The sequence below is a fragment of the Hydrogenimonas thermophila genome, assembly GCF_900115615.1.
In the GTDB taxonomy this organism is placed as follows: Bacteria; Campylobacterota; Campylobacteria; order Campylobacterales; family Hydrogenimonadaceae; genus Hydrogenimonas; species Hydrogenimonas thermophila.
On record NZ_FOXB01000007.1, the window covers coordinates 26,764 to 40,811 of the forward strand.

Annotated in this window: 11 protein-coding genes; 3 read left to right on the forward strand and 8 right to left on the reverse strand. The window is 34.0% G+C overall.

Annotated features, from left to right (window positions below; all coding sequences use genetic code 11):
• Positions 1–23: 23 nt before the first annotated feature.
• Both BM227_RS03825 and BM227_RS03830 read left to right on the forward strand, forming a co-directional pair.
• Positions 24–1,766 (forward strand): GspE/PulE family protein, encoded by a 1,743-nt coding sequence (locus BM227_RS03825; RefSeq protein ID WP_092911365.1) that lies wholly within the window; start codon positions 24–26, stop codon positions 1,764–1,766.
• 13 nt (positions 1,767–1,779) lie between these two features.
• On the forward strand, positions 1,780–3,024 hold the full coding sequence (locus BM227_RS03830) for a type II secretion system F family protein (protein ID WP_245757015.1): 1,245 nt from the start codon (positions 1,780–1,782) through the stop codon (positions 3,022–3,024).
• Here the strand turns inward: BM227_RS03830 and BM227_RS03835 are convergent.
• Positions 3,011–5,074 carry an ATP-dependent helicase gene (locus tag BM227_RS03835; protein ID WP_092911368.1) on the reverse strand — a complete coding sequence of 688 codons (2,064 nt, stop codon included), beginning with the start codon at positions 5,072–5,074 and terminating at the stop codon, positions 3,011–3,013. The genes BM227_RS03830 and BM227_RS03835 overlap by 14 nt on opposite strands.
• A 90-nt stretch (positions 5,075–5,164) precedes the next feature.
• Here BM227_RS03835 and BM227_RS03840 point away from each other — a divergent pair, with 90 nt between their 5' ends.
• Entirely contained in the window at positions 5,165–7,795 is a 2,631-nt protein-coding gene (locus BM227_RS03840; RefSeq protein WP_092911370.1) for a valine--tRNA ligase, read from the forward strand.
• Positions 7,796–7,831: 36 nt separating this feature from the next.
• Here the strand turns inward: BM227_RS03840 and BM227_RS03845 are convergent, their stop codons facing one another.
• From BM227_RS03845 to BM227_RS03875, 7 genes are read right to left on the reverse strand one after another with little or no spacing between them, the layout of a single operon-like run.
• On the reverse strand, positions 7,832–8,383 hold the full coding sequence (locus tag BM227_RS03845) for a Uma2 family endonuclease (protein WP_143089686.1): 552 nt from the start codon (positions 8,381–8,383) through the stop codon (positions 7,832–7,834).
• Positions 8,384–8,423: 40 nt separating this feature from the next.
• Positions 8,424–8,849, reverse strand: coding sequence for a hypothetical protein (locus BM227_RS03850; protein WP_092911374.1), 426 nt, complete (start codon positions 8,847–8,849; stop codon positions 8,424–8,426).
• Complete coding sequence (locus BM227_RS03855) at positions 8,837–9,352, reverse strand: histidine phosphatase family protein (protein ID WP_092911376.1); 516 nt, start codon at positions 9,350–9,352, stop codon at positions 8,837–8,839. Before BM227_RS03855 ends, BM227_RS03850 begins: the two co-directional genes overlap by 13 nt.
• Entirely contained in the window at positions 9,343–10,089 is a 747-nt protein-coding gene (locus BM227_RS03860; RefSeq protein ID WP_177201981.1) for an adenosylcobinamide-GDP ribazoletransferase, read from the reverse strand. Before BM227_RS03860 ends, BM227_RS03855 begins: the two co-directional genes overlap by 10 nt.
• Positions 10,083–10,967, reverse strand: a complete 885-nt coding sequence (gene cbiB, locus BM227_RS03865) for an adenosylcobinamide-phosphate synthase CbiB (RefSeq protein WP_092911380.1) — start codon at positions 10,965–10,967, stop codon at positions 10,083–10,085. Before cbiB ends, BM227_RS03860 begins: the two co-directional genes overlap by 7 nt.
• Positions 10,967–12,652: an AAA family ATPase gene (locus tag BM227_RS03870; RefSeq protein ID WP_092911382.1), complete on the reverse strand. Its 1,686-nt coding sequence runs from the start codon at positions 12,650–12,652 to the stop codon at positions 10,967–10,969. Before BM227_RS03870 ends, cbiB begins: the two co-directional genes overlap by 1 nt.
• 28 nt (positions 12,653–12,680) lie before the next feature.
• On the reverse strand, positions 12,681–14,021 hold the full coding sequence (locus tag BM227_RS03875; RefSeq protein ID WP_092911384.1) for a cobyric acid synthase: 1,341 nt from the start codon (positions 14,019–14,021) through the stop codon (positions 12,681–12,683).
• Positions 14,022–14,048 lie beyond the last annotated feature (27 nt).

Here is a 14,048-nt window from a genome sequence, read left to right on the forward strand (position 1 = left end):
ATAATATTAAGTGAGTGTAATATATGGACAAAATCATAGATCTTTTAATTTCAGCTGAGCTGATTACAAAAGATAAAATTAATGAGTTTTTAAAAGACAAGAAAGAGAAAAAGGTTACACTTAAAACATTAATAACAAATAGAGTTATAGATCCACAAAAAGCTTATACTATTATTGCCGATGAAATTAGAAATGGCAATTTAACTATCAGTATGATAGAACAAAACATAAGTCCAGAACATGCAGATAAGATCCTTGAACATTTAGCAAAATTGATGCATATGGAGTATGTTGATCTTGATGAAGTGGACTTTGATCTTCATCTGTTATCTAAACTGCCACTTAGTAAATTAGAAAAAATAGGCGCTCTTCCTATAAAAGAGAGTGATCTTAATATATTGGTTGCATTTAAAGACCCGTTTGATATAAATGCTCAAGAGTCAATTCAAAGAATGCTTCCAAAAAAGCCAATAACAGCCGGTATTGCCCGTCCTTCTCAAATAGAGTATCATTTAAATCGCCTTGAAATGTCTGAAAGCATTAAAGGATTGATAAATGAGATACGAGAAGAGATTTCAAAAAATGTATCAACAAGTGAAGCCAGTGAATCATCTGCTATTTTAAAACTAATTGAAGTTATATTAAAATCAGCAATTCTTTCAAGAGGGAGTGATATACATATTGAACCAACAGAAAATAGCTGTATCATACGAACACGTATTGACGGTATGCTGACAGAAAGTTTTAGGTTCAATAAAGATATCTACCCTCCTCTATCTTCTAGAATTAAACTTCTTTCAAACCTTGATATTGCAGAGAGACGTAAACCTCAAGATGGACGTTTCAGTGCCACAGTCTTACAAAAAACGTATGATTTCAGGGTTTCAACTCTTCCAATAATCAATGGAGAATCGATAGTTTTAAGAATTTTGGATAAATCTAAAGCTATGATCAAGCTTGAAGATGCTGGTATGAGCCAGAAAAACTTCAATATTTTTTCTGAAGCACTAAAAGTACCTTACGGCATAGTACTTGTAACAGGACCGACAGGAAGTGGTAAAACAACTACTCTTTATGGTGCACTTAACAATCTTAAAAGTATTGATAGAAAAGTAATTACAGTAGAAGACCCTGTAGAGTACCAGATGAACCTTATACAACAGGTTCAAGTTAATCAAAAAGTAGGCTTAACTTTTGCCAATACACTTCGTTCTATATTGCGTCAAGACCCTGATATCATTATGATTGGTGAGATTAGAGATCACGAAACTTTGCGTATTGCTATACAAGCTGCTTTAACAGGACACCTTGTTCTTTCAACACTTCATACAAATGATGCAATAAGCGCAATAACAAGAATGGCAGATATGGGAATAGAGCCATACCTTATCAGCGGATCATTAATTGCTATAGAGGCTCAAAGGCTTGTTAGAAAAATTTGCCCACACTGTAAACAAGCAGTAGAGATTCCAGAACATGCAATAGAAGAGTTACATCAATACTTGCCAGAAAATTACCAGTTTTACAAAGGTAAAGGGTGCAAAGAGTGTCATAGCACAGGGTACATTGGTCGTGAAATGATAAGTGAAGTACTTAGAGTTGATGATACTCTTTCAAGCCTGATTGCAAAAGAGGCTTCCAAGGCAGAAATATTGGAAGTTGCTTACAAAAATGGTTATGTATCAATGATCCAAGATGGTATAAACAAGGTACTTAATGGCACTACAACAATAGATGAAGTTCTTCGTGTTGCAAGGTTAACATAATGGAGATTTGTTTGTGAAATATTATCTAGCGACTATGCTATTGAAAGGAATTAAACAGAGTCATCTTGTAAAAGCAGAAGATAGAGCTGATGCCATAAATCGTATTAAAAAAGAGTACAAGGGAACTTTGTTAAAAGTTGAAGAGGTATCACCGCCTCTTGAAGATATCATAAAAGAGTATTTAAGTACTTTCCAATCATTGTTAGGAGCCCGTAAAGTACAAATAAAACACTTAATTGCTGCTATAAGACAATTGGCAGTAATGACAAATGCCGGAATCTCCATACACGATGCACTGCATGAAATTGCCAACTCTACAACAGATAAACAGTTAAAAAAGATTTTACTTGAAGCTTTCGAAGATATAAATGCCGGACTCAGCCTCTCTCATACATTTAACCGATATAAAACTAGTGTCGGTGGATTAACAATAGCAATGATAGAACTTGGTGAGCAGACAGGAAATATCTCAGAAGCACTGGCAAGTCTGGCAGATATGCTTGAAGAGATAGAAGACAATATAATGAAATTTAAAAAAGCTATGCGATATCCAATGATAACATTGGGAGCTATGGCAATTGCCTTTACAATTCTCATTTTGATGGTTGTTCCAAAATTCAAATCTATCTTTGAAAAATTTCATACAGAACTTCCTTTACCAACAAAAATCCTTCTAAGCATAGAAAGTGTTTTAAACAATTATGGGTTACTTGTACTAGGTGGATTGATTCTTACAACTACTATAACTATGTATTTGTATAGAAAAAATTATGACTTCAAATATTATGTAGATGCTTTTTTGTTAAAAATATACCTTATAAAAGATATTATATTTTTCGCCACTCTAAACCGTTTTGCAATTATCTTTACAGAACTTGTTCACGCAGGTATTCCTATTGCTGATGCACTTGATACTGCAACAAGTATGATCGATAATGCTATTTTAAAAGAGAAACTTGAAACTGTAAAAATCTCAGTTTCTAGGGGAGTTAGCTTAACAGAGTCATTCAAAGAGACAGGTGTATTTGAAAACATGATTATTCAAATGATAAATGCCGGAGAGAGCAGCGGACAGTTAGATAGCATGATGCGCAAAGTTACAGACTACTACAGAATGAGATTTAACTACATTCTAGACAACCTCTCATCTTATATAGAGCCTGTTATGTTAACAATTATAGCTGCACTTGTATTATTGCTTGCTCTGGGCATATTCTTGCCTATGTGGGATATGGCAGGAGCCGTCAATGGTCACTAAGGGCCTTTAGCTTTTCAAAAGTCTGATCTTTTTTCAAAAGACCCGCTTCATACAGAAACTGTGACGGCATAAAATTTGTATCTTTAAAACTATCATACTTTGCATACGAAAGATAGAGCAAATCTTTTGCTCTTGTCACAGCTACATAAAATAGTCGTCTCTCCTCTTCTATTTGACCAGCTTGACTTGCTAACTTGCGGTTAGGAAACCTGCCATCCATCAAATCAATAATATATACTTCACTAAATTCCAGCCCCTTGCTGGCGTGAACTGTTAAAAGGTTAACTCCCTCCCCTTCACTAAGCTCTTTTCCGCCAAGTACCATAGCATTAATAAATTTTTCCAAAGTGTTGTATGCATTAGCCAATTGAACAAGCAAACCGCCCTTTCGTTTAATTCGATCAAGTGCTTCATCTTTTTTTGCCTCATCAATTTCACCATTTTTAAGAGTAGCCCTTTTGCGTGCTAACTGCTCTATTATAAAACCATATGTAGCAGATGATAAAATGGTACGAATTATAGAAACAGGCTGTTTTTTAGCTTTCAGATCTTTAGCCAACTTGAAAAAGTCATAAATAAATCTTACTCCATCAGCATTAAGTGAAGGGTGCTTTAAAATTGGATGAGCCATAAAGTTTTCATCCAATCCAAGATGAGCAAATCTAGATACAGAACCAATCTGCGTAGGGTGATCAAAAAGTCCAAGCTGATAGTTTGTTGACCTTGTTTTAAATGGATTTGTCATAGATTTGGGATGAAAAATCCCCTCTAGCATATTCCCATCTCCAAGAGTTATCAACCCTTCAAAAAGCTCTTTTGCTGTAGCACTTCCTATCCCCTTGGCATACTCAAAAATATGGATAAATGCCATCATATCTTTAGGGTTAGCAATTAAAGTTGCAATATCAAGTGCCGCTTTTACCTCTTTTGCATCAAAAAAGCTTCTTCCTCCTTTACGTTTACAAGCAATGCCCTGCTCTCTTAGCATCGCTTCAACACCATCAGCAGATGCATTATTTCTAAAAATTATAGCTATCTCTTTATGAGGAGTTGTACTTCTGCGAATCATATGTGCAATAGTTTCATACTGCTGTAAAAGATTATCAAAAATAAGCAGTTTAGGCATTTGAGCATTGCCCTGCCTGACAACTTCAAGCTGTTTTGGGTATATGCGTTCATTATACTCAATTACACGGTTTGCCAACGATAAAATCGGTGCTGTAGATCGATAGTTCTTTGTTAGTGTAAATACTTTTGCATCAGCAAACTTCTTTGTAAATGAACCTATAATATTGATATTTGCACCATTAAAAGCATAGATACTCTGATCGTAATCACCTACACAAAATAGTGAAGGCGGCTCCATAGCATCTATCATTGATCCTTGAAGCTCATTAGTATCTTGATATTCGTCAATAAGCACCTCTTTAAAAGGAAGCTCACTCTCTTTAACTGCTTCTCTCATCAAGATAAGAAGATCGTTAAAGTTTACAAAACCGTAAGACTCTTTAGTCTCTTCAAACTCTCTGATAATATCAAGATAAATTTCAATAAAAGGCTCCTGCCCCTCGTGCCTGCGATTTAGCCAACTCTCAAAATCTTCCATCGTAGCATTTTGATATAGAGAATAGAGATCATAAAGAAAGTTTGCAGAAAATGGTTGACCCTCAGCTTGCAAATGATGAAACTGCCGTTTATCATAGATACTTCTAAAAAGTGTTTTAAGTTCACTTGGCTGCTTTAAAATAATTTGGCGATCCATCTTTTTTAGCCATCTATAGCTTACAGCGTGAAAAGTTCCCGCCTCAATTCGAGTTGCAACCTCTTTACTAAAGTAACCCGCAACACGTTCAACCATTTCTGCTGCCGCCTTGTTGGTAAATGTAAGCAGTAAAATCTCTTCAGGCTTAACTCCCTCTTTTAACAGATACCCAATACGACCAACAATAGTCGAAGTTTTACCTGTACCGGCGGAAGCAATAATAAGATTATGACCAAATGGTGCTTTTGCAGCTTGAAGCTGTTCTGGATTAAGTCTACTTAATGGCATGAATTTCTTTTTATTTTCTATTTTTTAACGCGAATATTACCCTTCCTTCGATATAATCACGATTAATTTTAAAGTTTACGAGGTTAATCTATGAGTGAAAAAAAAGGATACAATCCCCACGAATTTGAAGAGAAATTTTATAAAATCTGGGAAGAGCGTGGCTACTTTGAAGTAGATGGTAACAAAAATATTCAAAAAGAGGGCAAAAACTTCTCTATTATGATGCCTCCTCCTAATGTTACAGGAAGCTTGCACATTGGACATGCTCTAACCTTTACACTGCAAGATATCATTGTCCGATACAAAAGAATGGATGGATATAAAACACTCTGGCAGCCAGGTACTGACCACGCAGGTATTGCTACACAAAATGTTGTTGAAAAGCAGTTGCTGGCTGAAGGTAAAACCAAAGAGGAGCTTGGACGAGAAGCATTTTTAGAGCGTGTATGGAAGTGGAAAGAGCATAGCGGCGGTATGATTGTTCATCAAATGCGTAAACTTGGCGTATCTCCAGCTTGGAGTCGTGAGCGTTTTACAATGGATGATGGACTAAAAAATGCTGTTAAAAAAGCTTTTGTTCAACTTTATGATGAAGGGCTTATAGTTCGTGGAAACTATATGGTTAACTGGTGTACTCACGATGGCGCACTAAGCGACATTGAAGTTGAGTATGAAGAGCATAATGGTAAACTCTACCACATCCGCTACCCTCTTGTAGATGAAGAGGGATGTGTCATCGTTGCAACTACACGTCCAGAAACATACTTTGGCGATACAGCTGTTATGGTTCATCCTGATGATGAACGTTACAAACATTTAATAGGTAAAAAAGTTCGATTGCCACTGATTGATCGTGAAATCACTATAATTGCTGATGAACACGTAGATATGGAGTTTGGTACCGGTGTGGTTAAAGTTACTCCAGCACACGACCCTAATGACTATGAAGTAGGAAAACGCCATAATCTTGAGTTTATAACAGTATTTGATGAAAAGGGAATTTTAAATAAATTTGCCGGAGAGTTTGAAGGTCATGAACGGCTTGATGCACGTGAAAAGATTGTTGCACGCTTGGATGAAGAAGGATTTATTGAAAAAATAGAAGAACATCAGCATCAAGTTGGTCACTGCTACCGATGCCATAATGTTGTTGAGCCTTACATCTCTAAACAGTGGTTTGTTAAAAAAGAGGTAGCTACAAGAGCTATTGAAAAAGTAAATGCAGGAGAAGCTAAATTTTTCCCGCCACACTGGATCAACAGCTATAATGCTTGGATGAATGATTTGCGTGACTGGTGTATCAGCCGTCAGTTATGGTGGGGACACCGCATACCGGTATTCTACTGCGATGAGTGTGGTCATGAGTGGGCAACAAGTGAAGATGATCCACAAAGTTGTCCAAAATGTGCATCTTCTAAAATACATCAAGATCCTGATGTATTAGATACTTGGTTTAGTTCAGCTCTATGGCCTTTCTCTACACTTGGCTGGGGTAATGGCGATGCATTGAAAAACAGCAAATGGTTTGAAGGTGATCTATCAAGCTTCTACCCTAATGACTTGTTAATTACCGGATTTGATATTCTCTTCTTCTGGGTTGCCCGTATGATAATGATGGGCGAACACTTTATGGGTGAACTACCATTTAAAGATATCTATCTTCACGCCCTGGTGCGTGACGAGCACGGAAACAAGATGTCAAAATCGCGCGGTAACGTCATAGACCCACTTGATACAATAGAAGAGTATAGTGCCGATGCACTACGCTTTACATTGGCAGTCCTTGCTGTACAGGGGCGAGATATTAAACTAAGCCAAGAGAAACTTGAACTAAGCCGTAACTTTACAAACAAACTTTACAATGCAGCAAAATATCTGCAAATGAATGTAGAAACATTTGATAATCTTGAAAATATTGAGGTTAAAACACCTCTTGGCAAATATATGCTGTCACGCTTTGCTCTTGCAGTTGAAGAGACAAGGAGCTTTATAGATCAGTATAGATTTAATGATGCGGCAACAACACTTTACCGATTCTTATGGGGAGAGTTCTGCGACTGGGGAATTGAACTTAGTAAAGCAAGCAAGACAAGTGTAGCAGAGCTTGGAGCAATATTTAAAGAGGCTATGAAACTGCTTCATCCATTTATGCCGTTTATTACAGAATATCTGTGGCATCAACTCTCAAATACATCTGTAGAAACAGAGAGTTCAATTATGGTACAACCATACCCTGCTGATCTAAAAAGAGATGAAGCAATAGAAAAAGAGTTTGCAAACATCATTGAAGCAATTGTATCTATTCGCCGCGCAAAAGCAACTGTTGATATGCCGGGTAAAAAAATTGAAATTGCTTACATTAAAGCAGACGAGCCAATGGATGACAAACTTGCAACTCCATTTATTAAACTGCTCGCCAAAACAGAAAATGTTGAGTTTGTAGATCAAAAGGTTAAAAACGCCATTACAGATGTAAGCGACCATATGGAAGTTTACCTGCCACTAACAGGTATAGATTTAAAACCAATTTTAGAAAGACTTGAAAAACAGCAGGCAAAACTGACTAAAGAGGTAATTAAATTATCTAATATGTTAAAAAATGAAAAATTTGTTGCCAATGCTCCAGCACACGTTGTTGAAGAGAATAGAAAAGCTTTAGAAGAGGCAGAAACAAAACTTAAAAAAGTTGAAGCAGAGCTACTGCAACTAACTCAAATATAATGCAATCTCTCCTTTTTTAAGGAGAGATTGTTCTTTTTAAACTATCTCATCAAATAGCTCTTTAAAATCAAACTCTATTTCGCAACCGTTTAGATTAAAAATATAACTATCTTTTTCAAAAATACCATCCAATAAAAATTTATCATCTTTCAGTTTTAAAATTTCAGCACTAAAATCAACTGGATCAACCATTACATAGTAAGGAACTCTCTCTTGCTCATAAATAAGTTTTTTCAAGCCTAAATCTTTACTTTTAGTAGATGGAGAAAGAATTTCAAATATAATTTCAGGAGTCTTTGAAACAAATGCGCCCTTCTTTTTTTGATCACAAACAACCAATACATCAGGTCGGACAACTATATCTTCTTTGATTTTCCAATCCATTTCATAAACAGCTTTGCACCTTTTGCAATCTTTTAGCTTTGAGTGCAATTGATATATTGCTCTTACACCTATCTCTTGATGAACAAAATTAGGAGAAGACATAGCATAAGGTATGCCATATATCAACTCCCAATCCCCTTCCCACTCTTTATAATCATCATAGGTATAGTGCGGTAAAAACTCTTTTTTTATTGCAACAGACATAATTTTTACCTCTACTTTCAAAAATTATCTTAATTGCTACTCAAATATAATAACACACTTTTGACATAACCTCAAACCAATCTCTACTAAAGTGCTTTTTTATAAAACTCTCTTTATGAGGCAGAGTGCAAGAAGAGCAGTTTAAATGTACTACACCATCATGTTCGATGGTTGAACTGTCTTTAGCATTTATAGAGCATTTACTCTTTATTGTCAACCCATCTCTAAACTCTAACCCATTATCATCAAATCTAAAGTATGGACAAGCACATAAATAGCAGTTTAGCGACTCCATTTCGTGGCACTTTCTGTTTTCAGCATATAAAGGACAAAAATCTGGCTCATTTTTTACCATATTTTCAAATCTGAAATACTCTATAATCTCATCATCACTTAAGTGCGATAACTTATCTACTATCTTTTTATGCTTTTTACCGTGAGCTTCAAACCAATCTAAATATCCCATATTTTTACCATCTCCAAATAATCGATATTATCTATTTTATGACCTAAAATTTCTCCAACAACCCTAATGACACCTGCGTGCGTACAAATGAGTATCTCTTTCTCTTTTGGTAGTTCACTTAAGAAACTCTCTACTCTACTATAAAAGCTATTCTTGTCTTCTTTGCAGATAAACCTGTGCCAACTATCCATACTATTTAAAAATTTACTATCAAAGGTATCAAGCTTAGAAATTTCATCAAAACTCTTACCCTCTATATGATCTTTAAATGCAACCTCTTTTAGTCTATCATCCAAAATAAATTCTTTAAAACCCAACTCTTTTAAAGTATTGATAGCTCTTACAAGGGTAGAACTATATACACTGTCAAAACTTAGTCTCTTTATCTCGTTTGCTTTTGTTTGATCCCAAAAGTTTAAATCTATATCTATATCACTCCAACCAATATAACGCTTTTGATACTTTTTACCTAAAGAGGCGTGTCTAATAAGAGTCAAAGACATAGTATTACCCCTGTTAGTCCTATTACCTCTGCAAACTCTAATGTAGTTCCCATAACATCACCATTTGCAAATCCTAGTCTATAGATGATATATTTTGCAACAAAAAAAGAGATTAAAACCATAAATAGCAAAAGTATCACGGCTTGTAATCCTGCGATATTGTATAAAATCAAAGTATAGAGTGCAGTAGCAAACCAAAATATCTTTCTATCAAAAGATGCTTTTAAACTCTCTAAAAACTTTGATCTAAACTCTAAAACCCTAAATAGAACTAAAAGCCCAACTCTACTAGAGATTGCAACTACAACTAAAAACAGATACTTTTTTGTCAAAAATAGATAAACAATAGATGCTATCTTTACAATTAATAAACTAACTCCCCATAAAACACCCATCGCACCTACTGTAGGCTCTTTGATTATCTCATACGCATCTTTACTAGAGTGTGAAGCATAAATTGCATCTGCTACATCAATTACAGCTTCTGTATGCAAAAATCCATAAAGCCACATATATAAAACTGCCGCTATCAATGCTCCATACCAGTGTAAACTCTCTAAAACACCAAAAGCAAAAATAGTCAAATACCCTAAAACTGCTCCAACAAAAGGAAAGAATAGAAGCATAAATTTTAAAATATCACTTTTAGTTAAATCATCACTCTCTTTAAACCTAATAGGCAAAATTGAAAAATATGATACAGACAGTTTTAATCCTAAATATATATCTTTTAACAAAACAACACCCCTAAAGATAGAGTAACTATTATAAAAATATCCAATCTCTTTTTTATTTTTAAAGCTCTATAGATATCTTCACGCTTAATCTCTTCTCTTCCATCGCCAAAGTATGGCTTGTTTACTATTTGTCCAAAGTAACTTGTAGCTCCTCCAAGTTTAATGCCCAAAGCCAAAGCAATAGCAGATATTGGATAACCTGCATTTGGACTTTTGTGAAGTTTACCAAACTTCCAAAGCTTTAGAATTGCCCTTTTGCTCATAAAAAGTAAGCTTATCAAAATAGCTGTAATTCTAGATGGGAGTAAGTTAGCTACATCATCAAGCTTTGCACTAAATTTACCAAAGTTTGCATAACGGCTATTTTGATACCCAACCATAGAGTCAAGTGTATTTATAGCTTTATAAACAAATGCTCCAGTAAGTCCAAAAACAGCCAGATAAAATAGCGGTGCTATTACACCATCACTTAGATTTTCTGCATAAGTTTCAATAGCTGCTCTGTTTATCTCACTTTGTGTTAGATTATCGGTATCTCTGCTTACTAAAAATCTTATCTCTTCTGGATGGTTAATAACCCTTTTTACACTCTCATAGAGCATATTGTTGGCTATTGCCATAGAACCTAAACCTGCAGCTGCTAATACCCCAAAACTTCCAAGAGATAGTAAAATATTTTCTAAAATATAGCTAACCACTCCAACAATCAAGACTAAAGATACTCCAAGAGCAGCACCTGCAAAAACGCTATCTTTATAAAACTTACTCTCAAACCACTTTATATAGTTACCCATCAAAACTACAGGATGGGTAATTTTAAACTCTCCAAATATTAAATCTATCACATAAGCAATCAAAGCTATTTCAAGATACACCATCAAATTCTTTTAACCCAACACCTTTTTCCATCAAAGACAAGTCCAAAAGCTAAAATATTGTTATATCCTCTTTTTTTAACTAAAGAGATGTAACTATGCTTTTTTATCTGCTCTATAGCCTTATTTAGTGCATCATCTTTATCTTCTTCTTCAAACTCATCTATAGCTTTTAGCTCCATTACAATGGCAGGTTTTTCTTTGTCAGTTTTATGTAGCAAAATTATGTCAACCCTACCATACCCTGCTTCACTGTTTGAGATGATCTCATACTCATAACTTAAATTTGTAAGCACTCCAAGTAAAAACATATGGTAGCTATTTTCATTTTTTGTATCAAAGTAACTGACACTGTCTCTTAAAAGGTATGAAAATAGTTTTTCAAAGAGTTTAATTTCACCATTTACCAAAGCTTGTAGCAACTCATTTATATCTTGATTATTAAAACTATCTCTTACATATGATTTTATAACATCTCTAAAAATCATTCTACACTCACTATTTGTTGGCTCAAGCTTACAAAATAGTGCATCTTCATCATCTACTGTTTTTATATACTTCTCTTTACACTTTAAATATCCACTAAAAAACAAAAATGAAAAGAGATTATCTTTTTGATAAAGCTCACCATCTCTAAAAGAGAGATTTTCATTTATCTGAATTTCTATAGATTCATTTTTTAAAAGCTTCTCTAAATTGGTTCTAAAATCTTTAGATTTGCCTATTAAAAATCTTATGAAATCATTTGAGCTTGTATTTGCCCAGTAGGCTTTAAATTTTTTCTCTACTACAAAGTTTAAGATACTCCAAGGATTAAAAATTAGAGTATCTTTGCCAAATATGTAGCCATTGTACATCTTTATAGCTTTTTCATGTAACTCTTTTTCTATTTTGTACTCTTGCATCAATCTTATAGTTTCATCTTTAGTAAATCCACAAGCAGTAGATAATTCATCTTCTAAAATTGTAAGATTTCTTAAGTTATTTAAACCGCTAAACATACTCTCTTTACTAATTTTTAGTATTCCTGTAATTAGTGCTTTTTTTACATAAAGATCATTATCTTTAAAGACTGCTGTAAAAAGATTTCTGAAAAAGTTTATAGCCTTATCATAGTAGTTCTCTAAGTATGCTGTCTGAATTGGAGTATCATACTCATCTATTAGAACTATGCAGGGAGTATTGTAGTATTTAGTTAAAAGAACAGATAGAGCTTTTAGGGAGTTTTCATAATATGCAAGTGAGGCTTGACCTTTTAAAATATTTTCTAAATATACTTTATACTCAATCTCATTTTCAATCTCTTCAACATTAATACTATCTAACAATCTTCTAATCTCAACTTTAATAGTACCCTTTATCTTCTCTATCATTAGATCATAATTTAACTCTCTTATATCTTTAAATGTTAAGTATATTACAGGGTATTTACCAAAGTGGTTTTTAAAAAAATCACTATTGTAAATATAAGTATTCTTAAAAAGATGTTCTTTTTTTTCTTGGTTTGAAAAGAAATATTTCAGAGTTGTTAAAAAGAGAGTTTTTCCAAAACGACGGGGTCTTGGCATAAGCACTATCGAACCGTCTGTTTTAAAAAACTCTTCTATATACTTAGTTTTATCTATATAGTATTCATCATTTTCTATCAAAACCTTAAAATCACTTCTTCCTATGGGGATCTTTTTCATTTTATTATCTCCTTGCAACTCTACTTAATTATACTATCTCTTTAATAACTCTATCTATATCCAAAAATTTTTCCATCTCTTTTACGAAGCTATCAATTTCACTTTTTTGATAAGCTTTAAATGATTCATCTTCAAATATTGCGTGTACAAATGTACCTTTTATATTGCCTTTTTCAAAAAAGAGTGGATACTTTTTACTTATACCATTGTGTATCTCAAAACCATCTAACTCTTTGTTAAAAATCCTATATTTTCCTCTTTTAACAATTTTTTTATTTTGGAAATAGATAGTATCATCTATAAATCCAAGCCCTCTCATCTCTTTGGTAGATGACTCAATGGAGTCTTTGTCAATGAGCTTTTCAAACATCATCTCATATCCACCGCAAATACCTAAAATCTCCCCTTTTCTGCTCTTTAGCCTACTATCTAATCCTGTCTTTTTGAGCCACTGTAAATCACTCATTACCAATTTTGAACCAGGCAGTATTACTAAATCGTAACTATCTAAAGGTATGTTTGACTTTATAAAATCAACTTCAATATCACTTCTGACAATCAAAGGTTCAAAATCGTTATAGTTACTCATTGTAGGATAGGCAATTATGGCTACTCTTTTAGTTGTATTCTCTTTTCTTTGTGTATAATTTAGCAGACTTTGAGAATCTTCAAAACCAAGATTGAGAGGTCTATAAGGTAATACTCCAAGAACAGGTATTTTAAACCTCTCCTCTATAATCTTGACCCCATCATAAAAGAGACTCATATCACCTCTAAATTTATTTACTATAACACCTATTACACTGTCTCTTAACTCTTTTGGCAAAAGATTATAGACTCCATAGATAGAGGCAAAGACTCCACCTTTTTCTATATCTGCTACTAAGATAATTTTGGTATTAAACTCTTTGGCTACAAATATATTTGATAAATCTTTATCCATCAAATTTAGCTCAACAGGGCTACCTGCTCCCTCTGCTACCACAATATCGTAAGCTTTATCCAGATATAAAAACGCCTCTTTTACAATTGGTTTTAGAGAGTCTAAATCTTTGTAATACTCTCTTACACTTTGGACGGATATAGCTTGACCTTTAACTATTAAAGATGCACTATTACCTCTTCCAGATTTAAGCAATACTGGATTGTTGTGCCAAGAGCTTTTTATACCAAGAGCTTCAGATTGGAAATATTGTGCAATTGCAATCTCACTATTATCATTGGCAACTCTTGCATTATTTGAGACATTTTGAGCCTTAAATGGAGCTACACTAAAACCTCTTTGTTGTAGCAGTTTAGAGAGTATTAGTGTAACTGTAGATTTACCAGCATCACTGCTTGTACCAAAAATTGAGATGTTAGAAGGCATATTTTAATACTGTTACATCAATAACTA

Bases quoted from the DNA above. Each gene is read 5' to 3' on its own strand.
- BM227_RS03825 (WP_092911365.1), top strand. From the start codon at position 24: ATGGACAAAATCATAGATCTTTTAATTTCAGCTGAGCTGATTACAAAA.
- BM227_RS03845 (WP_143089686.1), bottom strand. From the start codon at position 8,383: ATGTCTGTTGCAATAAAAAAAGAGTTTTTACCGCACTATACCTATGAT.
- cbiB (WP_092911380.1), bottom strand. From the start codon at position 10,967: ATGGTGTATCTTGAAATAGCTTTGATTGCTTATGTGATAGATTTAATA.
- BM227_RS03870 (WP_092911382.1), bottom strand. From the start codon at position 12,652: ATGAAAAAGATCCCCATAGGAAGAAGTGATTTTAAGGTTTTGATAGAA.
- BM227_RS03840 (WP_092911370.1), top strand. From the start codon at position 5,165: ATGAGTGAAAAAAAAGGATACAATCCCCACGAATTTGAAGAGAAATTT.
- BM227_RS03875 (WP_092911384.1), bottom strand. From the start codon at position 14,021: ATGCCTTCTAACATCTCAATTTTTGGTACAAGCAGTGATGCTGGTAAA.
- BM227_RS03835 (WP_092911368.1), bottom strand. From the start codon at position 5,074: ATGCCATTAAGTAGACTTAATCCAGAACAGCTTCAAGCTGCAAAAGCA.
- BM227_RS03855 (WP_092911376.1), bottom strand. From the start codon at position 9,352: ATGTCTTTGACTCTTATTAGACACGCCTCTTTAGGTAAAAAGTATCAA.
- BM227_RS03850 (WP_092911374.1), bottom strand. From the start codon at position 8,849: ATGGGATATTTAGATTGGTTTGAAGCTCACGGTAAAAAGCATAAAAAG.